At 63.2% G+C, this 21,557-nt stretch carries 23 protein-coding genes; 11 read left to right on the plus strand and 12 right to left on the minus strand.

Features of this window, described 5'->3' with window-relative positions:
- Positions 1 to 134: 134 nt before the first annotated feature.
- The 6 genes from DDA93_RS02520 to DDA93_RS02545 all read left to right on the plus strand — a co-directional run bounded on the left by DDA93_RS02520 (position 135) and on the right by DDA93_RS02545 (position 5,550).
- On the plus strand, positions 135 to 962 hold the full coding sequence (locus DDA93_RS02520) for a hypothetical protein (RefSeq protein ID WP_133185408.1): 828 nt from the start codon (positions 135 to 137) through the stop codon (positions 960 to 962).
- Positions 959 to 1,939 carry an ABC transporter ATP-binding protein gene (locus DDA93_RS02525; RefSeq protein WP_019482154.1) on the plus strand — a complete coding sequence of 327 codons (981 nt, stop codon included), beginning with the start codon at positions 959 to 961 and terminating at the stop codon, positions 1,937 to 1,939. The genes DDA93_RS02520 and DDA93_RS02525 overlap by 4 nt, the downstream gene beginning before the upstream one ends.
- Before the next feature lie 49 nt (positions 1,940 to 1,988).
- On the plus strand, positions 1,989 to 2,786 hold the full coding sequence (locus tag DDA93_RS02530; protein WP_116777988.1) for an ABC transporter permease: 798 nt from the start codon (positions 1,989 to 1,991) through the stop codon (positions 2,784 to 2,786).
- Between the two features lie 120 nt (positions 2,787 to 2,906).
- Complete coding sequence (locus DDA93_RS02535) at positions 2,907 to 3,668, plus strand: IclR family transcriptional regulator (RefSeq protein WP_116777989.1); 762 nt, start codon at positions 2,907 to 2,909, stop codon at positions 3,666 to 3,668.
- A gap of 46 nt (positions 3,669 to 3,714) precedes the next feature.
- On the plus strand, positions 3,715 to 4,731 hold the full coding sequence (locus DDA93_RS02540) for a PHP domain-containing protein (protein WP_116777990.1): 1,017 nt from the start codon (positions 3,715 to 3,717) through the stop codon (positions 4,729 to 4,731).
- Positions 4,732 to 4,791: 60 nt separating this feature from the next.
- Positions 4,792 to 5,550 carry an SDR family oxidoreductase gene (locus DDA93_RS02545; protein WP_116777991.1) on the plus strand — a complete coding sequence of 253 codons (759 nt, stop codon included), beginning with the start codon at positions 4,792 to 4,794 and terminating at the stop codon, positions 5,548 to 5,550.
- Positions 5,551 to 5,605: 55 nt separating this feature from the next.
- Here DDA93_RS02545 and DDA93_RS02550 read toward each other — a convergent pair whose 3' ends face one another.
- Positions 5,606 to 5,872 (minus strand): hypothetical protein, encoded by a 267-nt coding sequence (locus DDA93_RS02550; RefSeq protein WP_019482149.1) that lies wholly within the window; start codon positions 5,870 to 5,872, stop codon positions 5,606 to 5,608.
- 171 nt (positions 5,873 to 6,043) lie between these two features.
- On the opposite strand from DDA93_RS02550, the gene DDA93_RS02555 reads away from it, so the two are divergent.
- The gene (locus tag DDA93_RS02555; RefSeq protein ID WP_116777992.1) at positions 6,044 to 6,448 is read left to right on the plus strand and encodes a helix-turn-helix domain-containing protein; all 405 of its coding nucleotides are present in this window, start codon (positions 6,044 to 6,046) and stop codon (positions 6,446 to 6,448) included.
- An 18-nt stretch (positions 6,449 to 6,466) separates the two neighbouring features.
- Here DDA93_RS02555 and DDA93_RS02560 read toward each other — a convergent pair whose 3' ends face one another.
- The gene (locus DDA93_RS02560) at positions 6,467 to 7,678 is read right to left on the minus strand and encodes a PucR family transcriptional regulator (protein ID WP_116777993.1); all 1,212 of its coding nucleotides are present in this window, start codon (positions 7,676 to 7,678) and stop codon (positions 6,467 to 6,469) included.
- A gap of 279 nt (positions 7,679 to 7,957) precedes the next feature.
- Here DDA93_RS02560 and ald point away from each other — a divergent pair, with 279 nt between their 5' ends.
- Positions 7,958 to 9,070 (plus strand): alanine dehydrogenase, encoded by a 1,113-nt coding sequence (gene ald, locus DDA93_RS02565; protein ID WP_116777994.1) that lies wholly within the window; start codon positions 7,958 to 7,960, stop codon positions 9,068 to 9,070.
- Between the two features lies 1 nt (position 9,071).
- On the opposite strand, the gene DDA93_RS02570 is transcribed toward ald, so the two are convergent.
- The 3 genes from DDA93_RS02570 to DDA93_RS02580 all read right to left on the minus strand — a co-directional run bounded on the left by DDA93_RS02570 (position 9,072) and on the right by DDA93_RS02580 (position 11,445).
- A complete protein-coding gene (locus DDA93_RS02570) occupies positions 9,072 to 10,091 on the minus strand; it encodes a Gfo/Idh/MocA family oxidoreductase (protein WP_024476009.1) in 1,020 nt (339 codons plus the stop codon).
- A 114-nt stretch (positions 10,092 to 10,205) separates the two neighbouring features.
- Positions 10,206 to 10,397, minus strand: coding sequence for a hypothetical protein (locus DDA93_RS02575; RefSeq protein WP_019482144.1), 192 nt, complete (start codon positions 10,395 to 10,397; stop codon positions 10,206 to 10,208).
- A 49-nt stretch (positions 10,398 to 10,446) separates the two neighbouring features.
- Entirely contained in the window at positions 10,447 to 11,445 is a 999-nt protein-coding gene (locus tag DDA93_RS02580) for a lantibiotic dehydratase C-terminal domain-containing protein (protein WP_024476008.1), read from the minus strand.
- 604 nt (positions 11,446 to 12,049) lie between these two features.
- Here DDA93_RS02580 and DDA93_RS02585 point away from each other — a divergent pair.
- Together DDA93_RS02585 and DDA93_RS02590 are read left to right on the plus strand one after the other, a co-directional pair.
- Positions 12,050 to 13,018, plus strand: coding sequence for a helix-turn-helix transcriptional regulator (locus tag DDA93_RS02585; RefSeq protein ID WP_024476007.1), 969 nt, complete (start codon positions 12,050 to 12,052; stop codon positions 13,016 to 13,018).
- Between the two features lie 103 nt (positions 13,019 to 13,121).
- A complete protein-coding gene (locus DDA93_RS02590; protein WP_116777995.1) occupies positions 13,122 to 14,384 on the plus strand; it encodes a PLP-dependent aminotransferase family protein in 1,263 nt (420 codons plus the stop codon).
- A 7-nt stretch (positions 14,385 to 14,391) separates the two neighbouring features.
- Here the strand turns inward: DDA93_RS02590 and DDA93_RS16160 are convergent, their stop codons facing one another.
- From DDA93_RS16160 to DDA93_RS02610, 5 genes are all read right to left on the minus strand, one after another.
- Positions 14,392 to 14,628, minus strand: coding sequence for a hypothetical protein (locus DDA93_RS16160; RefSeq protein ID WP_133185410.1), 237 nt, complete (start codon positions 14,626 to 14,628; stop codon positions 14,392 to 14,394).
- 24 nt (positions 14,629 to 14,652) lie between these two features.
- On the minus strand, positions 14,653 to 16,047 hold the full coding sequence (locus DDA93_RS02595; RefSeq protein ID WP_116777996.1) for a dihydrolipoamide acetyltransferase family protein: 1,395 nt from the start codon (positions 16,045 to 16,047) through the stop codon (positions 14,653 to 14,655).
- A 9-nt stretch (positions 16,048 to 16,056) separates the two neighbouring features.
- Positions 16,057 to 17,031: a transketolase C-terminal domain-containing protein gene (locus DDA93_RS02600; RefSeq protein WP_019482138.1), complete on the minus strand. Its 975-nt coding sequence runs from the start codon at positions 17,029 to 17,031 to the stop codon at positions 16,057 to 16,059.
- Entirely contained in the window at positions 17,032 to 18,204 is a 1,173-nt protein-coding gene (pdhA, locus tag DDA93_RS02605; RefSeq protein WP_116777997.1) for a pyruvate dehydrogenase (acetyl-transferring) E1 component subunit alpha, read from the minus strand.
- Positions 18,205 to 18,323: 119 nt separating this feature from the next.
- A complete protein-coding gene (locus tag DDA93_RS02610) occupies positions 18,324 to 19,463 on the minus strand; it encodes a histidinol-phosphate transaminase (RefSeq protein ID WP_024476003.1) in 1,140 nt (379 codons plus the stop codon).
- Between the two features lie 51 nt (positions 19,464 to 19,514).
- On the opposite strand from DDA93_RS02610, the gene DDA93_RS02615 reads away from it, so the two are divergent.
- Positions 19,515 to 19,907 carry a phage holin family protein gene (locus tag DDA93_RS02615; protein ID WP_019482135.1) on the plus strand — a complete coding sequence of 131 codons (393 nt, stop codon included), beginning with the start codon at positions 19,515 to 19,517 and terminating at the stop codon, positions 19,905 to 19,907.
- Here DDA93_RS02615 and DDA93_RS02620 read toward each other — a convergent pair.
- Both DDA93_RS02620 and DDA93_RS02625 read right to left on the minus strand, forming a co-directional pair.
- Positions 19,884 to 21,212 carry a hypothetical protein gene (locus tag DDA93_RS02620; RefSeq protein WP_116777998.1) on the minus strand — a complete coding sequence of 443 codons (1,329 nt, stop codon included), beginning with the start codon at positions 21,210 to 21,212 and terminating at the stop codon, positions 19,884 to 19,886. The two genes, DDA93_RS02615 and DDA93_RS02620, sit on opposite strands and share 24 nt — an antisense overlap.
- The gene (locus tag DDA93_RS02625) at positions 21,209 to 21,517 is read right to left on the minus strand and encodes a hypothetical protein (RefSeq protein ID WP_019482133.1); all 309 of its coding nucleotides are present in this window, start codon (positions 21,515 to 21,517) and stop codon (positions 21,209 to 21,211) included. Before DDA93_RS02625 ends, DDA93_RS02620 begins: the two co-directional genes overlap by 4 nt.
- Between the last annotated feature and the right edge of the window lie 40 nt (positions 21,518 to 21,557).

Here is a 21,557-nt window from a genome sequence, read left to right on the forward strand (position 1 = left end):
TCCGACCTCGGGCTGCCTGACCTCTCCCTGATCAATGGTGCGGGCGGAGGCGGTATGGGGCCCAGCACAGCCCCTGGAACTGATCCCGGCGCGACGGGGGGTCGGTTCCGACTGCCGAGGGCGCCATGCTGGAAATGCTCACTGCCCCACACACCGCACGGGTCTTCCTTGACGGCCCAACCCAGGCTCGAATCCAGATCCAGGACGAGATGGCCGAACGAAACCTCATCCTCAACGGCGATAAGCTCTGGTTCTACGACTCCGAAGAAAATTCCGCAGTACATTCGGTAATCAAGTCGGCAGACGGAGTGCCGGCTGACCTCCCCGGGGTGCAGACCCCGGACCAGCTCGCCACACTCCTCCTCGAGAAGGCCGACCCGACCACCGAAGTTTCAGTTGGCCCCGACCGGATGGTCGCCGGCCGTGCCGCCTACCAGCTGATCATGACCCCCCGCAGCAACGAAACTCTGGTGGGTTCGATCACGGTCGACGTCGACGCCGAGACGGGCCTCCCGCTCGCGGTCAGCGTCGCTGCCAGTAGCGGAACCACCCCGGCGTTCAGTGCCGCATACACCGAGATCAGTTTCGAGGCGCCCGCTCCCGAGATATTCGACTTCACGCCCCCGGCTGGTGCCACCATCACTGAGGCTCCGGAACACGGCGAATACCGCGAACACGACGACAAACGCGATCATAGCGATGGCAAGCCCGAAGCCACCGACGAGTCAACCGAACCGACTGTCACCGGCACCGGCTGGGGAACCGTGGTGGAGTTTTCCGCCGGGGACTTCCCGACCGGAGACCCCGAGTTGACCGGAATGATCGATCAGCTAAGCACACCGGTCGACGGCGGCCGCCTGATGCAGACCCGACTGCTTAACGTTCTGCTCACCGATGATGGGCGGGTTCTGGTGGGTTCCGTGCCCGCCGATCGTCTCCAGGCAGTTGCCGACGACGAGTGAGCGACGAAACGTTACCGGAGGGCCCTGCCGTTCAGACCAGGGGGCTCTCGAAGCGATTCGGTGGGCAAACAGTCCTGGACGGTATCGACCTGTCAGTACCACGGGGGTCGGTTTTCGGCTTCCTCGGCCCCAATGGGTCAGGCAAAACTACAACGATCCGTATCCTGCTAGGCCTGGCGAGCGCGACATCGGGCGACGTGGAGGTACTCGGGCGCAAGATCCCCAGGTTTCTTCCCGAGGTACTGCCCAGGGTGGGAGCCCTCGTGGAAGGACCTGGGTTTTACCCTTTCCTCTCGGGGCGGGCCAACCTGCACCGCCTCGACGCCGCAGACCGCTTCGTTGACCCGTCGACCCGCCGCGCCCGCACCGCGCAGGCACTGGAACGGGTAGGCCTTTCACAGGCGGCCGACAAAAAGGTGGGGGCCTACTCTCTGGGAATGAAGCAACGGCTAGGGATCGCCAACGCACTGCTGACACATCGGGACCTGATCGTCCTGGACGAGCCGACCAACGGCCTCGATCCCCAGGGCACCCGCGAGGTACGTCATCTGGTCCATTCCCTCACCGCAGAAGGCACCACGGTCTTCGTCTCCAGTCACCTGTTGGCCGAGGTGGAACAGATCTGCTCCCACGTGGCGGTCCTCCGAGCGGGCAAGCTGGTGGCGCAGGGCGAGCTGAGTGAGCTGCGCGCCGCCGGCCAGACCCGGGTGGAGGTACTTACCCCCGACGGCGCGGACTGCCGACAGGTGTTGACCCGGCTGGGATTGACCCCGCAAGAGCCGACACCCAGCCACCACACCCCGGGCGGTTCCGATGTTGCGGTGGGCGCCCCGCTACCCGAGCATTTCCCACCCGAGACCATCGTCGCCGCTCTCGTGGCCGCCGGGGTCCGAGTGAAGGGCTTTACCGTCGATCAGGTGGGGCTTGAGGAACTTTTTGTGTCGCTCACCGGGGAAGGGTTTGACGTTGTCCAATAACGATCCGGCGCACAGCATCGGGCGGCGGCCCGCAACGGGGCTGGTGTTTATGGCTTCGGAACTTTCAATCCTGTTCAGACGACGGCGCACCTGGGCCCTGCTTCTTGCGCTGGCGGCCATCCCGGTTCTGATTGCGGTGGCTGTCCGGCTGACCTCCGGTCCGCCTACGGGGCGCGGCCCGGCCTTCCTTGACCAGATCACCCAGAACGGGTTGTTCGTGGCCGTCGCAGCGATCACTGTCGCTATTCCGCTGTTTCTGCCGCTCACTGTCGGGGTAGTGGCTGGCGATACCATCGCCGGCGAAGCCAGCACCGGAACGCTACGCTACCTCCTGGTGGCACCCGTGGGCCGGGGCCGGCTGCTCGCCGTGAAATTCGCCGGTGCTGTGGTGTTCTGCCTGGCAGCGACACTCGCCGTCGTCCTGGCCGGAACGCTGATTGGCGCTGTCCTGTTCCCAGTGGGGCCGGTGACCCTCCTGTCCGGTGACACCGTGAGCATCGGCGAGTCTCTGCTGCGGTCGGCGTTGATCTGCGCCTACGTCACCGTGTCGCTTACCGGGCTCTGCGCCGTCGGCCTGTTCATCTCGACCCTCACGGATGTGCCGGTCGGCGCGATGGCCGCGACGGTGGTCATCTCGGTCGTCTCCCAAGTGGTGGGTCAGCTTCCCCAGCTGGAACTCTTGCACCCCTGGCTCCTGAGCCACTACTGGTTTGGCTTCGTGGATCTGCTCCGGCAGCCGATCGAGTGGTCCTCCTTCGCCGCGAATGCCCTCCTACAATCGGGTTATGTGCTGGTCTTCGGCGCGCTCGCCTACGGCCGGTTCACCACGCGCGATGTCCTCGCCTGACGGCTGCCCTCATCTTGCTGGATTCCCGATTCCACTGAGTGGAAAGTACGATAGCCTCTAGAAAGTTTCCACCTCGCGGATCAAACCTGTCAGTGGGAGCTCGAGAATTGGGAGTGTCACATGGCTGAGAAAGCAGCAGGCGGCGGGGTACAGTCCGTCGAGCGGGTCTTCGAACTGCTCGAGCTCATCACCGACGCCGGCGGGGAAGTCTCCCTCAGCGAACTTTCCTCCTCGACCGATCTTCCCTTGCCGACCATCCACCGCCTGCTGCGCACCCTGGTCGCCAAGGGTTATGCCCGCCAGCTACCAAACCGCCGTTACGCGCTGGGCCCGCGGCTAATCCGGCTGGGCGAAGGCGCCAACAAACAGCTCGGAGCTCTTGCCCGTCCCCAGCTGAAGAACCTGGTTGACAGTCTGGGCGAGACGTCCAATATGGCAGTCCTGGATTCGGACATGGTCATCTACATCGCTCAGGTGCCCTCCCCCCACTCGATGCGCATGTTCACCGAGGTGGGCCGCCGCGCCCACACCCACGACACCGGCGTGGGGAAAGCCATCCTTGCGCAGTTGAGCAACGATGCGGTGCGCAGCATCGTCGGCCGCGCGGGCATGCCCACGCCGACCGACAGGAGCCTGAAAAACATCGACGAGTTGCTGGCCGAACTGGAGCTCATCCGCGAGCGCGGTTACTCAGTCGATGAGCAGGAGCAGGAACTCGGCGTCAGGTGTTTCGCCATGGCCGTCCCCGACGCGCCGACCCCCAGCGCCATTTCAGTATCCGGGCCGGTCTCCCGCGTCGATGAACGGTTCGCCGAGAAGGCCGTCCCTCTGCTCCGCGAGGCGGTCCGATCAATCGCCGCGGAACTGAATCTGAAGGCCTGACCCGGTGTTTCGGCGACTTCAGACCGGGTTATTTGTAGGGTGAAGCATGGACGCCGTAGCTGCGCTTAATGAAATTGCCTTCTGGCTCGAACGCAAGGCAGCGCCAACCTTCAAAATCAAGGCATTCCGGAACGCCGCCGATCTTCTCGGTGAGCTGTCTTTCGACGAGCTGCTGGCCAGGACCAGAGATGGTCGACTCAAAAGGATGAAGGGCATCGGGGCGCGCACCTTCGAGGTGGTCTCCCAGTCCGTCAGCGGAGAGATCCCCGATTACCTCGCTGAACTCCGCGAACAGTCGGCCATGCCCCTGGTGGAAGGCGGACACTCGCTCAGGGCCGCCCTACGAGGCGACCTGCATAGCCATAGCAACTGGTCCGACGGCGGTAGCCCCATCGAACTGATGGTCCAGGCCGCACAAACCCTCGGCCATCAGTATCTGGCCCTCACTGATCATTCGCCCAACCTCACTATCGCCAATGGGCTCAGCGCCGAACGACTCGCTGAGCAGCTCGATATTGTGGAGCAGATCAACGCCAGCGCCGCCGGGTTCCGGCTGCTGGCCGGCATCGAGGTCGACATTCTTGAGGACGGCACCCTCGACCAGACGCCAGCGCTGCTGGACCGGCTCGACGTCGTCGTCGCCAGCGTGCACTCCAAGCTTCGCTCTGACCGTTCCACTATGACCCGGCGGATGCTCGGCGGGATCCGGAACCCACAGACCAACGTCCTGGGACACTGCACCGGCCGTCTCGTGCAGGGGGCCCGGGGGACTCGCCCGCCGTCGGAGTTCGACGCCGTCCAAGTCTTCGCGGCCTGCGCCGAAAACAACGTTGCCGTGGAGATCAACTCCCGACCGGAACGCCAGGATCCTCCCGATGAACTGATTCGCCTGGCACTGGATGCTGGCTGCCTTTTCAGCATCGACAGCGACGCGCATGCGCCCGGCCAGCTGGATTTCCTGCAGTACGGGGCGGAACGGGCCGAAGCCAATGGCGTTCCAGCTGAGCGCATCATCACTACCTGGCCGGAGGAGCAACTGCTCAGCTGGCTCAACGGCGACTAGGTGAGCCAGCATCGCGGAATGAACCAACCGACAGCACCAGAACTAGCCCAGGGGAAACAGATGGACGTAACACCCAGTACGCCCACCGCAGTCGTGACAGGCGCCGGCTCGGGCATTGGGCGTGCCGTGGCCCGAGAGTTTCTCACCGCCGGGTTCGACGTCGTCCTGGCGGGCCGGAGACAAGCTGCCCTTGAAGAGACCGCAGACGGGCATCCCCGCGCCCATGTGGTGTCCACCGATGTTACCCGGCCCGACGATGTCGACCGACTTTTTTACTACGTCCAGCAGGAGTTCGGGGCCCTGTCGGTGCTTTTCAATAATGCGGGCGTGTTCGGTCCTACGGGCGCCGTTGACGAGATTCAGCTGGCAGAGTGGGCCGACACCGTTGCGGTCAATATCACCGGCGCGTTCCTGTGTGCCGCAGCCGCTGTTCGACTGATGAAGAGCCAGCAGCCACCGGGTGGGCGGATCATCAACAACGGGTCCATTTCGGCTCATTCACCCCGCCCATTGTCGGTCGCCTATACAACCACCAAGCATGCGATTACTGGCTTGACCAAGTCGATCGAGCTGGATGGACGCCCCTTCGGCATCACCTGCGGCCAAATCGACATCGGGAACGCCCACACCCAACTCATGGACACCATCGGCGTCAACGGCGGCGCGTTACAAGCAGACGGCTCCCGCCGACCGGAGCCCACCTTCCCCGTGGCAGAGGCAGCCCGGGCGGTCCTTTTGATGGCTCAACTGCCGGCCTCTGCATCGGTCGGGTCGTTGCTCATCACCGCGAGCGGGATGCCCTTCGTCGGCCGCGGCTGACCCGGGCGCCTTTTGGCCTCTGGGCGGTGCGGCTATGCCAGGAGGTGCAGCGCCGTCAGGAGTACCAGAACCAGTTGGGCGGGTTCCAGGAGTCCGGCACCTCGTGCCCGTTAAACCTCCCGCAAACAGAGCAGGAGTAATTGACGCTCGCTGCAACCAGGTGACCGCCCCCCGCGGGACGACGCGCCGGGACGAAATCCTCATACATCAGGAACTCGTCGGTGTCGCATTCGGAGCACCAGGGCAGGCCCGGGTCACGTTCCCTGACATCGCCTGCGGGCACTCGGGTCCGCTCGGACTCGTATGGATTGAATATTGCCATGGGAATCACCACTCCAGCCAGTGAATAATTGTGCTCCGGTTAATTCCGCCCCTTATGAGTGGACCCCACCCTAGTCCTCTCACGACATTTGGGGAAGAGCCTGTCGTCACCACTGGATTAAAGACTTCTGTTGAAACTTTCACTTTTGACAGGCCTTGGCAGAATAGAGGAATGGTCATCCGCAGCCCCCACACCACCGAGGCCCTTCGCCCAGCCGATGCAGCACCGTTGAACCGTGCCCTCGCCGAAACTGCTGACGTCACCGTATTTGTTGACGGCACCGCGGTGAAACTGCCACCTGCCGCCCGGGATGCTGTCGTCGACGTCCTGCGCCGGCTTGCTGCCGGTGACGCCGTCACCACCACCTCCACTGCCGAGACCCTGACCACTTCACAGGCCGCGGCGGCAGCTGGAATTTCACACACCTATTTACGAAATCTCACTGATGCAGGGATTATTCCGGTCGAATATCGCGGCACCCATCGACGAATTAGATCCCAGGACATTACCAAGTGGCTGGCCACGCAGAAATCAGACAAACGCGGAGAGTCGCCGCGATCAATTACGGGCAGCTAACAGACTGCCAGTACGGGATTAGATCCTGGGACGCCGTGACCATTTCCGCGCCTTGAGGGCTAAATGGAGTTCCAGCCGCACGTGACCGTTCAGCGGGTCCGCGCCGATGATCGACCGGATTCGCGCCAGCCGGTTGTAGACACTACTGCGGTGTAGGTGCAGTTGCGCGGCTACATCCTGAACCGACCCGTTCTTGTCGTAAAGCAACTCCAGGACGGGCAGTAGTTCAGAGTTTTTATCCTGCTCCTCAATTTCGGCGAAGTGGACCGATTTGGCGGATGTCAGCTGCCATCCTCCGGCGGCTAGGAACTGATAGCACCCGGTGGCCCGGTATTCAGTGATCAGACCGAGCCCTCCATCGACCGCCGACGCCTGGACGGCGCGGCGTGCCTGGCTGAAAGCCTTTGGCAGCTCCCGTAGATCAAGCACCCGTTCGCTCAGCCCCAGCAGGGCGCGCCCCACAGCACCGCCTTCACGCTTGGCTTGTTCCTGATCGTATCGGCGAAGGATCTCAGCGTATTCGCCGCCGCCCACGTCACCGGTGAGGAGCAGCACAGCGATGGCCGGAGTCCCGGCGCTGAACAGCACCGACCTCACACCCACGGTGGCCTGCAGGGCGGCGGTGCGGTGGGTCAGCAGGCTCGCGTGGGGGTCGACTGGTTCGGGCAGATCGTTCTGGGCGTAGAGCACCGCTACCTGCCAGGGAGCAGTGTTGTGAAGCTCGGGCCAACCAGCCAGCTCGTCGGTACCAGCCTCGGTCCCGTCACAGGCCGCCAGAAAGATGCTTTCCCTCTTGCGACGGTGTTCGGAGGCTGCCGTGTTGCCTTCCAGTAGTAGTGATGCAAGTCGATCCATGTCAGCACGCACATCCGGGAGCTGGTCGAGAATTGCCTCGGGGGTCGTCTCGTTTGCCTCCTGCTGCACCCAGAGGTAGCCCACCCGGAACCCTCGGACCAGCAAGGGAACGCAGACTCGTCCGAGCATCCCTAGCGACGGGTTGGCTGGCAGCACCACTGGACGGACTGCCGATGAGATGCCGTGCTGCAGTTGCCATTGGCTGACGTCGGCAGGCACCTTCTTGCTCAGCAGGAAATTGACCCTGACCCGGTCAGCGGCGGATTGGTGGCTGCTGTACGCCAGCAGCACGCCGTCGAGATCTTCAAGAGACAGGCCGCGGTTCAGCCGGGCGGCTATCGATTCGACGGCCGCGTCGACCCCGTCTGGCTGCATTGCCTCATGCTACTGGGCGGCGTCACCAAGGAGACAATTGATGCGCAAAAGGTCGACACTTGTCGACGTCGTTAGCTGCTGTTCGTATGGTAGTGAACCAGGTCACATTCCGCACCGGGCCCGCATCCACAGGGATCGTTGACCCAGTCGGGCCATCATCCGTCCCCGGGCGACGATCTAACACGACCGGGGGGCTGCCCGAAGGCTCCTGGTTGTCCGTAGGCTAGGGACCTGGCTATAAGCCACCTCACCGCACCTTGAGAGTGAACGGAGAATCCCGTGATCGTCGGCGTTCCTAAAGAAGTCAAAAACAACGAGTTCCGCGTGGCCATCACCGCCTCAGGGGTGCATGAGTTCCGTACCAACGGGCATACAGTCCTGATTGAAAAAGACGCTGGAGTCGGTTCATACATTACCGACGATGAGTACTCTGCAGCCGGCGCGGAGATTGTCACCTCTGCCGACGAATTGTGGTCCCGGGCGGACCTGGTGCTCAAGGTCAAGGAGCCGATCGCCGAGGAGTATCACCGGTTCCGCGAGGGTCTGATTCTCTTCACCTACCTCCACCTCGCGGCGGAACCCGAGCTGACCCGGGCACTGCTGGACGCGGGCGTAACGGCGATTGCCTACGAAACGGTTCAGGACGGGCGCGCGCTGCCCCTGCTGGCACCGATGTCCGAGGTTGCCGGTCGACTGTCGGTACAGGTGGGAGCTCAGGTCCTGACCGCTCCTGCTGGTGGCCCCGGTCTACTCCTCGGAGGGGTCCCCGGAGTACGCCCAGCGAAGGTAGTTGTCCTCGGCGCCGGCGTAGCCGGCACAAATGCGGCAGCGATGGCGGTGGGCACTGGCGCTGAAGTCACCATTCTCGACATCAACATTGGCCGGTTGCGCGAGTTGGACGCCCTCTACGCGGGCCGGGTCAAGACCGTCGCCTCAAATGCCTTTGAAATCGAGCGAGCAGTGTTGGACGCTGATCTGGTGATTGGTTCTGTCCTGATCCCCGGTGCCCGTGCTCCGAAGCTCGTGACGAACCAAATGGTTTCCCGGATGAAACCGGGAAGCGTCCTTGTGGATATCGCTGTGGACCAGGGTGGTTGCTTCGAGGATTCACATGTGACCACGCACGAGAATCCCACCTTCACCGTGCACAACTCGCTGTTCTACTGTGTGGGGAACATGCCGGGCGCAGTGCCCAACACCTCAACCTACGCACTCACCAATGTGACGCTCCGCTATGCGGTCGCACTGGCGAACCGCGGGGTCCGGGCTGCGTTTGAGTCCGACGCTGCACTGGCGCATGGCCTGAATATTGCCGGTGGACGGGTTGCACACCATTCTGTTTCCGAAGCTCACGGCCTCGACCTTGCCGCTGACTGGCGAGAACTGGTCTGACTCAGCGGAGGTGGGTTGCCTCAATGATCCGCAGGGCAGCAATGCTGTCCTGCGGATCTACGGGCACCGGTGCACCATCGAGCACGGCTGAGGCCATCAGCTCGTAAAACCGCGGGTAAGCGCCCTTCTCCGTGCGCACCTTGGTAGCGTCGGCGTCGAACCCCAGGAGCCCCCAGGCGAGTTCATCCTCGACTCCATAAAGGGAATCTGTGGGCAGCATTCCCGCGATGATCGACGGTTCCTGCACGTCAACACCCCACTTCGAATAGGCCGACTGGGATCCAACGATACGGAACCGGGGGGCAGCCTGTGGTGCCAGGGCGTTCATCCACAGGTGGCTGATGGTCCCGCTGGTGTGCCGCAGGGCGAGGAACGCATCGTCATCCGGCCCACCGTCGCCGCGGTGCGCGGCAAGCTCGGCGTATTGCAGCTCCGCGGGCCCGAATAGCTGCAACGCCTGGTCGATCAGGTGCGGTCCCAGATCGTAGAGTATGCCGCCGCCCTCCCCGGCGACCGCCCCCTTCCACGGTTTGGACACCACAGGTTTGAAGGACTCCATGCGGGACTCGAAGCGGCGTACCGTCCCGAGGGCGCCGTCGTCGATGAGCTTCCGGGCGGTCAGGAAATCGCCATCCCACCTTCGGTTCTGAAAAACGCTCAGCACCGTCCCACGAGACCGCGCCAGTTCGATGAGCCGCAGACCATCCGCCGTGTCGACGACGAAGGGCTTGTCGACGACGACAGCGAGCCCAGCCTCCAAAGCCGCTTGAGCCAGCGGAACGTGAGTGGCCGGCGGAGTGCTGATCACGGCCAGATCGAGCTGACCAGCCAGGGCGAAGGCGTCCGCGGCAGTCGGTACTACGCGGACACCCGGATACCGCACCTCGGCTTCGGCTTTCCTGGCTGGGTCGGAAGTGACGATGATATCGAGTGAGTACCGCGGGTCAGCGTGGATGAAAGGGGCATGAAACACGCGTCCACCAAGGCCGTAGCCGAAGACTGCTGTTCGGATTGTCGTCATGGGCTCAGCCTACCGGGCGGAGTTAAACCCTTCGATCCTCGACTGTTCGATAAACCTCAGCCGCAATGAACACCGCCCGCAGTGAGAATCAGAGGCAGTCAGAACCAGAGGCAGTCAGGACCAGAGGCTGTCCGCCCAGGCGGCATCGCGCAGGTAGTCCCTGGCCGGTCCAACCTCCCACAATTCGCCACGGGAAGCGAGCACACCCTGCACCAGCATGTCCTCAAGGGTGTCCGGTGAGCACCCCAGAGCCTCACTGAGTTCCCGCACATCGGTTGCCAGGATGACATCATTGCTAATCGCCATGGTGCTCTAATCCTTCCGTGGTGCCCTGCTGGTCGGGTCTGGGTCTGGCCTAATTCTGTCGGTAAGTGGGTGACTCGCGTTCGATGCCCCATGACCGGGCGTACAGACCGAGGACTGCCTCTTCACGGGTAGAAAAGCCCAGCCGATTCAGCGTCAGGTGCGCCTGGTAAACGGTCAGGTGCTGAGCGCTGCGGCTCACCTGGGCCTTGTCGGCGCGGTAAAGATAATTGTCGATCCCGCGGGACCATCTGCGACGCCAGTTATGCGCCGCAGATTCGGCAGCGGTGGCCGCCATCAAGCCGTGGAAGGCTGAAGCCCGGACCTCCACCTGTGCCGCCAGGGCCTCACGGACGCCCACCGCGCGGGGGCCCAGGTCAGCGGTGCAGGTTCTGAGGTGACTGTTCCAATAAAAGTCCCAGCTGATTCGCCGCCGGTCAGGCCAACCAGCAGATCGTGGGCCTTTCATCATGCTCCGTGCAGAGTCGAAAAGGATCAGCGCACCGAACGCCGATCGGTTGTGCATCTTGGGGAAACGTCGGCTGGCCCATGAGGCCAGCTCGGAGGAGAGTTCGAAGACCTCTTCAGCAAGTTGGAGACCTGCAACCCCACCGTATTTCTCGAGGTCGGCTTCCAGCTTCCTTCTGATCTCATTGCCACTGGATTTATCGGAGCCCGGGGGCAGCTGGCTGCCCGCTGGTGAGGAGAGGTACTGCCGGACGTGCAACCCAGCCACAGCGCTGGGGTTTGCGCCGCCAAGGTCCCCCGCGGTGGCCCGGGCCCGGAAGGTGGCAAGCGAGGTCTGAAGACTGGCAATTGCGGCGGGACTGGCAAGAACGTGAAGCCGCACCTGAGGCACCGTTGGTTCCTCACCCCGGGTGAAGAACCAACGGCTGGCCCCCAAAAGCTGAGCCTGCGCCGCCAGTGGGGTGACCAGATCTTCAATGATGCCGTCCGCTACATCGAAGCCACCGGTAAAGAGCGAGAGATGCCACCATTGAGTGCTGTTGGCGGTTCGTGAGGCGTTTCGAACTGCAACCAGCTGACTCATAGCTCTCTCCTTCCGGATGTTGGTCACCGCCACTGGGGCGAGTCTAAGTGCTGCCATCCCGACGGGAATCGGTCAAAACAACCTGCTATTTCGGCCACTCCCAGTTGTCTGCCATCACCGTTTTAGGCCATTCCCAGTTCGCCGCGCTGAGCTCGGGACTGGTAGAGGCAACGACACTCATGACGACTAGAAGACCGGCTACTGTGCCGACAATCTTTTTCACGAGAACCCCCCTTGAGTGGCCACATGTGGTGGTGCGTCGGCGGAAGTGATGCCGATACCCACAACCATGAGCCGCTGGCTCTATCGATGTCCAGCCAGATAACCACCCTGTTCTGGACATGGCCTAAAGATGACTAAATGGCAGATTTCTGCCGGCGCAACCAACGCTCGCAAGACCCCAATACCCGCACCCGTCCAAGGGAAATCCGCTCCTGGGGCGGAACCGCGACAGGCATCAAGCACTGTGTCATAAAGTGGACATGTCATGTTTTACAGCGCCATGATCGACCTATCAGGCGGCGCTGCACAACCGAATCGCCCCGCGAGGAAACAGGTCGGTAGGCTACAGGCAGGTGTGCCGCCATACCGGGGAGGAATGTTCATGCTCGACGGACTAGGTCTAGAGCTCTACCGCTACGCCGTCGCCCACCCCGGATGGACGCGTCAGGGTGCCTCGGAGGCCCTTGGTTACACCCTGAGGGACATTGATTCCGCGACGAACCAGCTCAGTGAGCGGAAGCTGCTCAGCTCACATGCAGCGGATTCGGACGCGTTCGTCGCGATTTCGCCCGACGTCGCGCTGGCCGATCTGGTTGACGCTGACGAGCGCCTCGTCCAGGACTTGAAGAGTCGGATCAACACCAGGCGCCTCGAGCTATCCGGCCTGGTTCCCCTCTACCTCGAAGCCCGCAGGGACGTCCTCTCCAGCGCATCGGTTGAGGTGCTCGAGGACCCGCACCTGATTCAACGGGTGTTGATCGAGTATGGTCGGGACGTTTCCGAGCACGTGTTGATGGCTGTCCCCGGCCAGGGCGCGAATGCAGATTTCCAGGAGGAGAACGTCAGGAAGGACGTCGACCTGCTGAAGCAGGGCGTGAACCGCAGGAACCTCTACGACCTCAGTACCCGCGACCACATGCCGACCCGCAAGGCGGTGAAAGCGATTGCTGCGGAGGGCGGCGAGTTCCGCACTTTGCCGTCGGTGCCATTCAGGATGCTGATTTTCGACCGGAAACTCGCTGTGGTGGCTCGGCAGCTGACGAGCGACGACAAGGCCGCGATGATGATCCGCGACCCTAACCTGGTGAACGTCTTCATTCGGTTCTTCAACTTCACCTGGGAGTTCGCCGAGCCGTTTCCAACGGAGGAGGATACGGTGTCGCCGCTCAATGGAACCCAGCAGGCAATTCTTGCGGGCCTCGCTGCCGGCTACTCGGATGAGGTTATTGCCCGGCGCCTCGATCTCAGTGTACGCACGTGCAGACGGCACATTGCCTGGATGCTCGAGGCATTGAAGGCTGACAGTCGATTCCAGGCGGGCGCGAAGGCCCGCGATGCGGGCTGGATCTGACCACAGGGAGAATACCTACAACAGGCAACACCCGTTGCTCATTAGTTAACCCCTGCCTTAGACTGCGTGAGTGAACTCACAGGCAAAACTTGACCCAACGACCATGCCGGCCGAAACCGAAGCAGCGCTGGTCCGCGCAGTTGATTCAGCTCATCGACACGAGGCTCTATTCTCCGATCGGGCTGCGAACATCAAACAGTCTGCGGTGCGCGATGTCTTCGACATTTCAATCCAACCCGGGCTGGTGTCGCTCGCCGGAGGAAGCCCCTACCTGCGTTCGCTTCCCCTGAAGGAGCTTGGCGACACTGCCCAACGGATCATCGCCGAGCACGGCCTGGAGGCGCTGCAATACGGCGGTGGCCAGGGGATGGAAAAGCTTCGCCAACAGATCTGCGAGGTCATGGCGGCCGAGGGAATTACCGACGCCGACCCGGCAGACCTCGTGGTCACAACCGGATCGCAGTCAGCGCAGGACGTCGCCGCCAAGGTTTTCTGCAACCCAGGCGATGTGATCCTGTGTGAGGACCCCACATATGTCGGAGCGCTCAACACCTTCGAGGCATACCAGGTGGATGTCCAGGCGGTGGCCATGGACGACGACGGCCTGATCCCCGAAGCCCTCGAACAGCGGATCACCGAACTACAGTCGGAGGGCCGAACCATCAAGGCCCTCTACACCATCCCCAGCTTCAACAACCCGAGCGGGATTACCCTGAAGGCCAGTCGCCGTCAGGTCATTGTCGACATCTGCAAAAAACACAACATCCTCGTGCTGGAGGACAACCCGTACGGCCTGCTGCGCTTTGATGGCAAGCCGCTGACCCCGCTGCGCGAAGGCAACCCCGACGACGTCATTTATCTGGGGTCCTTCTCCAAAATTTTCGCCCCCGGGGTGCGGCTCGGCTGGGCGTTGGTGCCCAGGCACCTGCATCGTCGGTTCTATCTGGCGTGCGAAGCTGTGGTGCTTTGTCCATCCCCGCTGACCCAGATGCTGGTTTCGGCCTATCTCAGCGATTACGACTGGCTGGGTCATCTTGAGACCACGCGAGCCTTGTACAGCGAGAGGTGTTCGACCATGCTGAGTGCCCTGGCGCAGCACCTACCAGCGTCGGTGTCGTGGACGCGTCCCGATGGGGGCTTCTTTATCTGGGTAACCCTGCCCGAAGGGATCGACACCTACCCCCTGCTGTACAAGGCAATCGACGCGGGGGTGGTGTTCATTCCCGGTGCCGCTTTCACCCCCTCCGATGCCCCGTCGAACAAGCTGCGGCTTGCCTTCAGCGCAGTCTCCAGCGAGGACATCGTCACGGGAATCGAGCGTCTTGCCCCGATCCTCCAGGAAGCGATCGCATCGAATCATGCGTAAGCGGAGGCTACCTGTTGCGGGAACGCAACCGGTCCAGGACAACCGAGACCGCCAGCAGCAGGACGGCAAGAATCAGCAACCGGACCACGAAGTTCAGTTCCGGGAAGAGCCACTGCAGCACGGTTGAGCCGATGAACGCGGCGAGCAGCATGGGCAACAGCCGCTTGAGGTAGGAACCGGTGGGCGACGGCGCCCCCGAATTTTCTCGGTCGGGGCGCTGGCTCGGACTGGGGTTATTTGGCATCGGAAACCAGCCTAGGGCACAACCTCAGTCGAGCAGCAGCGCAGGCTCCTCCAGGATGGAGGCGACGTCGGCCATGAAGCGTGCGCTGAGGTCGCCATCCACCACCCGGTGGTCGAACGATCCCCCCAATGTGGTGATCCACCGTGGGATAACTTCTCCGTCGAGCACCCACGGTTTCTGTTTGATCGTGCCGAAGGCCACGATTGCAACCTCTCCCGGGTTGATGATTGGCGTCCCTGTATCGATCCCGAGTGCGCCGATGTTCGTGACTGTGAGAGATCCGCCCTGCATCTGGGCTGGTTGCGTCTTTCCCGCACGAGCAGTGGTCGCCAGCTCATTGAGGGCGATCGCGAGTTCCTTCAACGTCAGGTCCTGCGCATCCTTGATGTTCGGAACCATCAGTCCGCGAGGAGTAGCGGCAGCGATGCCCAGGTTCATGAAGTGCTTGACGAGGATCTCGTCACCGGCCCAGGTCGCATTGACCGACGGGTTGCGGGCGGCGGCCCAGATGACTGCCTTGCACAGAATGAGCAGGGGCGACACCTTGATTCCCTCGAAGTCCCGGGAAGCCTTGAGCCGCTTCACGAACTCCATGGTGCGGGAGGCGTCCACGTCCACGAAGATGCTGACGTGCGGCGCCGAGAAGGCGCTGTCCACCATCGCCTTGGCGGTCGCCTTGCGGACACCTCTGACGGGCACGCGTTCAATCCGCTGGTCCTGAGGCTTTTGGGTCGCTTCCCAGAAGGTATTGGCGCCGTCCTGTTCGGCGTCGCGCTGCGCCTGGTAGCTCATGAGATCCCGCTTGGTCACCTCGCCCGAGCGGCCAGTCCCTTCGACATCGGACAGGTTGATTCCGAGATCGCGGGCCGCCTTCCGAACCGGCGGTTTGGCCAGCACCCGGTTGGCTGGCTGCGCCCCGTCAGCCGGCGGGGCGGACTGCGGAGTTGGAGCCTGCATTGGCGCTGCGTCAGCCCGTCGAGGCCGCCGCTTCACCGCATCAGCTTTCGGGCCGGTTCCCACCAGTGGGCCGGCCTCCGGTGGCTCCTGGGCGCCCGGAGGCTGTCCGCTGTCGGCTGCGAAGCCGCTGGTGGCTGACGCGTCCGTCGCGGCTGATGGATGAGTGGTCGCCGGCGGGGTGGATAACTCGCCGGGCATCTGGGGAGCCGGTGCGTCGTCGTCGCCGTCCGCTACAGAGATGATCGGCGAGCCGACGTCGATGGTCTCACCCTCCGTGGCTAGAAGCTCCGCGACGACGCCCGCGTACGGGGAGGACAGCTCTACCAGGGATTTGGCAGTCTCGATCTCGACGATGATGTCATTGATCGCGACGACGCTGCCTGGCTGGACCTTCCACTGAACTATCTCTGCCTCGGTGAGCCCTTCCCCGACGTCGGGGAGATTAAACGTATTGAGTGTCATGGGGTTCCTCTAGTAGGCCAGGGCCCGGTCGACGGATTCGAGGATCCGATCAATATCTGGCAGGTAGTGCTCTTCCATGCGCGCCACGGGATACGGCAGATGGAAGCCTCCTACCCGCATCACGGGGGCCTGTAGCGAAAGGAAGGCGCGTTCGGTCACGCGGGCCGCAAGCTCACCGCCGATCCCGCCGAACGTGGGCGCTTCATGGGCGACAACCAGCCGTCCCGTCTTTTGGACTGATGCCGTCACCGTGTCGAAATCCATCGGTGACACCGACCGAAGGTCGATTACTTCGATACTGTGTCCATCCTCCGCTGCAGCCGCTGCGGCGGCGAGCGCAACGGGCACCAGCGGGCCGTACGCCACCACTGTCGCGTCCGTGCCTTCACGCAGCACGTGGGCGGTGAACGGGTCCCCGGAGGGGGAGGTTAGGTCCACCTCCCCCTTGAGCCAGTAGCGTCGTTTCGGTTCGAAGACGATCACCGGGTCGTCGCACTCGATGGCCTGCTGGATCATCCAATAGGCATCCTGGGGGTTGGAGGGCGTGATGATGCGCAGTCCTGCGGTGTGCGCAAACAACGCCTCGGGTGACTCGGAGTGGTGTTCAACGCTACCGATCCCGCCCCCATAAGGGATCCGGATGACCACCGGAACTCGGAGCATTCCGTCGCTGCGGGCATGCATCTTCGCCAATTGGGTGGTGATCTGGTTAAACCCCGGGAAGACAAACCCGTCGAACTGAATCTCGCAGACGGGTCGATAGCCGCGCAAGGCCAACCCGATGGCTGTCCCGATGATGCCTGACTCGCCAAGCGGCGTATCGACTACGCGATCTGCACCAAACTCGGCTTTCAGGCCCTCGGTCACGCGGTAGACGCCCCCGAGAGCGCCGATATCTTCGCCCATCAGCAGCGTCGTCGGGGAAGCCTCCAGCGAGGCGCGGAGCCCCTCGTTGATCGCTTTGGCGATGGTCATGACCGGCATCTAGCGACCTCCATCCTTCTCTGGCGCGAATCCAGCCTCGTAGTCCTGCCAGAACCGCAGTTCCTCCTGCACCAGGGGGTGCGGCTCGGCATAAGCCGTGCCGAAACGCTGGCTAAGATCGGGTGCTTCCATGGCGAGGACCGCGCGGCGGAGCCGGCCGGCCTGCTCCGCCGCCTCCGCCTCAAGTCGTTCGAAAAACGAGTCGGCGGTGCCGTTGGCTCGGAGATAAGTTTCCAACCGGAGTAGAGGATCACGCGCCAGCCATGATTCTTCGTCAGCGGAGGCACGATACTTGGTCGGGTCGTCGGCTGTCGTGTGGGCACTCATCCGGTAGGTGAACGCCTCGATGAGCACCGGCCCCTTGCCCTGCCGGGCATGTTCCAGCGCCCAGGCGGTGACCGCACTGACTGCCAGGACATCGTTGCCGTCGACGCGGATGCCGGGGAACCCGTAGCCCGCGGCGCGCTGGGCCAGGGGTACCCGGGTCTGGACGTCCGAGGGCACCGAGATGGCCCAGTGGTTGTTCTGGCAGAAGAACACCACCGGGGCGTTGAACGAGGCGGCGAAGACCATCGCTTCGTGAACGTCACCCTCGGAGCTGGCCCCATCCCCGAAATAGGCGACCGATGCCGCCGCGGGGACGGCAGGATCGGCGGTACGGTCCCGCTGAATCCCCATCGCGTAGCCGACAGCGTGCAGGGTCTGGGCAGCCAGCACCAGGGTGTAGAGCTGGAAGTTGTGCTTCCGGGGATCCCAGCCACCGTTCGTGATCCCGCGGAACAGCTTGAGGATGTCCGGTAAGTCGACTCCCCTGGTCAGTGCCACGCCGTGCTCCCGGTAGGTGGGGAAGGCATAGTCCTGTGGCTGCATTGCGCGACCCGAGCCGATCTGCGCGGCTTCCTGGCCGGTCAGTGGCACCCAGAGGGCTAGCTGGCCCTGCCGCTGGAGCGCAGTCGACTCCTGATCGAACCGACGGATCAGGAACATGTCCCGGTACAGGCCCTGATAGGTGTCCGGATCGGGGGCATAGTCGCTGAACCGAGCATCGTCCCGCAGATCGCCGTCTGCGGTCATCAGCTGGACCATGTCCGGGGTGTCCAATCCAGCAGCGGCCGGACTCACGCCGTTTCCGTTGCTGTCCAGCCCGGCTGCGGTCGATTGCACAACGTCCATACGTGCTCCCTCCCCGTCCTTATATACCTTGAATGGAATGTATCGCTGGGACATACGCTCATGCGCATGTACCTCGTCCACACTAGTCACGAGATCGTGCTCAACCCATTTATGACGCTCTACGAAAGGCCGGGCCCATGTGGGTAAGCAGCGCAAAGGTCAAGGAAACGGGTGTTGGCTTCGGGCTCGCCAATACTCACCCGGGCCCCCTCGGTGCCGAAGGCGCGGACCGACAAGGCCCGCTGTTCAGCGAGTCCCGCGAATTCCGGCGTGTTGTCGCCAAGCGCGAGCCAGACGAAGTTTCCCTCGGCGTTGGGCACAGTCCAGCCCAGCTCCCGCAGGCCCTCGACCACCCGGGTCCGCTCATCGACAATCCCCTGGACGCGCTCCCTCACCTCGTCGAAATGCTCCAGGGAGGTCACCGCAGCCTGTTCAGCGATCTGGGAGACTGCAAACGGCACGGCGCTCACCCTGAGATGTTGAGTCAGTTCCGGCTGCGAGACGGAGTACCCCACGCGAAGCCCAGCGAGGCCATGCGCCTTGGAGAACGTGCGCAACACCACAACGTTCTGGTGCTCCCGGTACATCGCGAGCCCGTCCACTGCCTCGGCGTCCCTGACAAACTCCTGGTAAGCCTCGTCGATGACGACGACGATATGCGCCGGCACCCGCTGCAGGAACGAGGCGACCTCGGCCGCCTTAAGGATCGGTCCGGTGGGGTTGTTGGGCGTGCACAACAGGATGACGCGGGTCCTGTCAGTAATTGCCGCAAGCATTGCCTCGAGGTCGTGGGTTCCATCCTGGTTTAGTGGAATCTGCACACCGGCCGCCCCGGCCAGCCCAACGCAAATCGGGTACGCCTCGAATGAGCGCCACGGATAGATCACTTCATCGGCCGCGTCGTAGTCGTTTTGCCCCGCAAACGTGGCCAGGACCTGGTTCAACGCGCCCAGGCTTCCTGCGCCGGCAACAATGTCATCGGCGGGGACGGCGAGGAACGACGCGAGCGCCGTCCGGAGCGCGGTGGTCATCGGGTCTGGATAGCGGTTGATGTGCGTCTGCGACGCGATCGCCGCTAGCACCGACGGTAGCGGTGGGAGGGGGTTCTCATTGGAGGAAAGTTTGTAGCTCTGCAGGCCCTCGACAACGACCGGCGGCTTGCCGGCCGCATAGCGTGGCAGGCGGCCCAACACGCTGCGGGGATGGATTGAAGGTTCCTGTGCCCCGGCGTCGTCGCCCTGGCGCTCTGGTGTAGTCATAGGTCCAGCTTATCGCTGGGCATGGGTTGAGCCTTATGACAGCATTGGGTCATGCTGAAGTTCATTGTGCGTATCCTCATTAATGCGCTGGCGCTTTTCGTCGCGGCCTGGCTTCTTCCAGGCATCGAGGTGGGAGGAGCGGCGTCCAGTGGGGATACCACCGGAGTCGTGTTGTCTTACCTGTTCGTAGGGTTGGTTTTCGGTATCGTCAATGCGCTGGTCCGGCCAATCGTTGCATTGCTGTCCCTCCCGCTCACCATCCTGACGCTCGGTTTGTTCACCGTCATCATCAACGCAGGCATGCTGATGCTCACCGCGTGGCTGACCTCTTTCACCCCAATCCTGTTCTCGGTTGACGATTTCTTCTGGACCGCAGTCCTCGGCTCACTCATCATCAGCGTGGTCTCGATGGTGGCAGGGTCACTCACTGGCACTCGCAGGTAGCTGGGGTCCACCCACCGAGCGGCCCGGCTCAGGGGCCGGACCAGGCGTGAACCGATGTCCCCGTCGCCGCTGGTCAGTCGAGGAGGTACGCCCCTCAACCGATGGGCGGTGGGCTATGAACACATGCCGTTCGGCCGGGACCCGGGTACCGATCGCAGCCCTGAGTGTGGCGACGGTCGCTACCACTGAGGGGTGGCTGCTGGCCTCGACCGCTTCGGCCCCGGCCAGATAGGTGCCCAGCTTGTGCGCTGCGCCCAACCCTTTGTCGCCGTCGGGAATCCCTGCGACCGGATCCCGCAGGGTCACCGTCACCCGGTCGCGTTCGTCGGGATTCGAGGTGCCATCCACCTGATGGACCCAATCGTCGGCATGCTCCAGGTGCAGGTATTGAGCCCCACCGGAGGGTTCCCGGCCGGTGGGAGATCCCGCGGTCAACACGAGCTCAAGCTGGTAGGTTTCAGCGAAGCCCGGGTTCTGGGCAATGTTCGCTGCGTGCATTCCGCCCTGGCTGTAACCGACGACCATCACCCGGTCCCCCGGGACGGCTCCAGATTCGGCGAGCGCCGCTCCCACTGCCTCGGTGACAAACATGCTGTCGTACTGGACCGCCTCGACGATTCCGGTCGGATCGAAGGGCTGGGTGCTGGCGGTGATGGACGACCCCTGGGTGCCTGGCAGCACTACGACAAACACCGACCCCTCCGGTCCCTGCACTTTCAGCACCTCGAAGGCTCCTGGTCCGTCTGCATTGACCGCCTGGACCCGATCCAATAACGCGGGCACTGAGCCGTCGAGTGTCAGCCCGGCAACAGGCGATAGCCGTTCCACGCTCAACGCACTGGGTTCGGCCAGGTCGCCACCATTGGCGAGGCTGATGGCTCGAGCCAGGTCCCGTTCGACCTCTCCCAGAGCGGTCCTTGCTGCGGCCGAAGCCAGGCGAGCCATAGCCTCGGCCGCTTCGTAGGCCAGTCGGCACGCTTCAACCCGCTGGGCTGTGTCCCGCAGTTCGTCTTCGGCTGCCGCCAGCGCGGTCCGCGCATCGTCAAGGCCGGTGACGGCGCCGACCCCCGCGCCCCGCACGGTCGGGTCCTGCTCTTTGAGAAGCATTTGGAGCCGCCATTGGAGCTCCCCGCACTGCTGGAGGATATCGCTGATGCTGTCGGCCAGGAGCCCGAGCCGTACCGTTCCCTGCCGTAGCTCCGACCATTGGAACCTGATGCTTCCTACTCCACCGTTGACGACGATGCCGGACTCCAGCGGTTCCGGTGGTGGGTTGACTGGCAAAAGGTCGCCCGTTGCCCTCATGGCAGCTGCTGCACCAGGTACCGGTTGTACTCGAAGCTTCTGAGCGTGGCGGCGAACGATTCGACACCGATCGCGGCGTCTCGCAACAGTGCACCGCACAGGCGCACTCCTCCCGCCTGGACCAGAACGTAATCCCGATAGTTCCGGCCCGCCGGTGATTCCCACTCAAGGTCGGCAACCTCCACCATCCGGGACGCTACGTTATCCACCGCGTCAGCCTGGAGCAGGACCAGGGCGCTGAGCGCTACTGCGGTGCCACTGTCGGTCGCCCAGGGCTCGCACGGTAACCCAGCCGCACCGTTCATTGAATCTCCCTGTCTGTCCTAACCGGGGCTGTATCACTCG

Origin of the sequence: Arthrobacter sp. Bz4 (assembly GCF_003075455.1) — a bacterium.
In the GTDB taxonomy this organism is placed as follows: Bacteria; Actinomycetota; Actinomycetes; order Actinomycetales; family Micrococcaceae; genus Arthrobacter_D.

What these genes read in the sequence shown, in the direction of transcription:
- DDA93_RS02520 (WP_133185408.1), top strand. Translation starts at nt 135, where the DNA reads ATGCTCACTGCCCCACACACCGCACGGGTCTTCCTTGACGGCCCAACC.
- DDA93_RS02530 (WP_116777988.1), top strand. Translation starts at nt 1,989, where the DNA reads ATGGCTTCGGAACTTTCAATCCTGTTCAGACGACGGCGCACCTGGGCC.
- DDA93_RS02535 (WP_116777989.1), top strand. Translation starts at nt 2,907, where the DNA reads ATGGCTGAGAAAGCAGCAGGCGGCGGGGTACAGTCCGTCGAGCGGGTC.
- DDA93_RS02540 (WP_116777990.1), top strand. Translation starts at nt 3,715, where the DNA reads ATGGACGCCGTAGCTGCGCTTAATGAAATTGCCTTCTGGCTCGAACGC.
- DDA93_RS02545 (WP_116777991.1), top strand. Translation starts at nt 4,792, where the DNA reads ATGGACGTAACACCCAGTACGCCCACCGCAGTCGTGACAGGCGCCGGC.
- DDA93_RS02550 (WP_019482149.1), bottom strand. Translation starts at nt 5,872, where the DNA reads ATGGCAATATTCAATCCATACGAGTCCGAGCGGACCCGAGTGCCCGCA.
- DDA93_RS02555 (WP_116777992.1), top strand. Translation starts at nt 6,044, where the DNA reads ATGGTCATCCGCAGCCCCCACACCACCGAGGCCCTTCGCCCAGCCGAT.
- DDA93_RS02560 (WP_116777993.1), bottom strand. Translation starts at nt 7,678, where the DNA reads ATGCAGCCAGACGGGGTCGACGCGGCCGTCGAATCGATAGCCGCCCGG.
- DDA93_RS02570 (WP_024476009.1), bottom strand. Translation starts at nt 10,091, where the DNA reads ATGACGACAATCCGAACAGCAGTCTTCGGCTACGGCCTTGGTGGACGC.
- DDA93_RS02575 (WP_019482144.1), bottom strand. Translation starts at nt 10,397, where the DNA reads ATGGCGATTAGCAATGATGTCATCCTGGCAACCGATGTGCGGGAACTC.
- DDA93_RS02580 (WP_024476008.1), bottom strand. Translation starts at nt 11,445, where the DNA reads ATGAGTCAGCTGGTTGCAGTTCGAAACGCCTCACGAACCGCCAACAGC.
- DDA93_RS02585 (WP_024476007.1), top strand. Translation starts at nt 12,050, where the DNA reads ATGCTCGACGGACTAGGTCTAGAGCTCTACCGCTACGCCGTCGCCCAC.
- DDA93_RS02590 (WP_116777995.1), top strand. Translation starts at nt 13,122, where the DNA reads ATGCCGGCCGAAACCGAAGCAGCGCTGGTCCGCGCAGTTGATTCAGCT.
- DDA93_RS16160 (WP_133185410.1), bottom strand. Translation starts at nt 14,628, where the DNA reads ATGCCAAATAACCCCAGTCCGAGCCAGCGCCCCGACCGAGAAAATTCG.
- DDA93_RS02595 (WP_116777996.1), bottom strand. Translation starts at nt 16,047, where the DNA reads ATGACACTCAATACGTTTAATCTCCCCGACGTCGGGGAAGGGCTCACC.
- DDA93_RS02600 (WP_019482138.1), bottom strand. Translation starts at nt 17,031, where the DNA reads ATGCCGGTCATGACCATCGCCAAAGCGATCAACGAGGGGCTCCGCGCC.
- pdhA (WP_116777997.1), bottom strand. Translation starts at nt 18,204, where the DNA reads ATGGACGTTGTGCAATCGACCGCAGCCGGGCTGGACAGCAACGGAAAC.
- DDA93_RS02610 (WP_024476003.1), bottom strand. Translation starts at nt 19,463, where the DNA reads ATGACTACACCAGAGCGCCAGGGCGACGACGCCGGGGCACAGGAACCT.
- DDA93_RS02615 (WP_019482135.1), top strand. Translation starts at nt 19,515, where the DNA reads ATGCTGAAGTTCATTGTGCGTATCCTCATTAATGCGCTGGCGCTTTTC.
- DDA93_RS02620 (WP_116777998.1), bottom strand. Translation starts at nt 21,212, where the DNA reads ATGAGGGCAACGGGCGACCTTTTGCCAGTCAACCCACCACCGGAACCG.
- DDA93_RS02625 (WP_019482133.1), bottom strand. Translation starts at nt 21,517, where the DNA reads ATGAACGGTGCGGCTGGGTTACCGTGCGAGCCCTGGGCGACCGACAGT.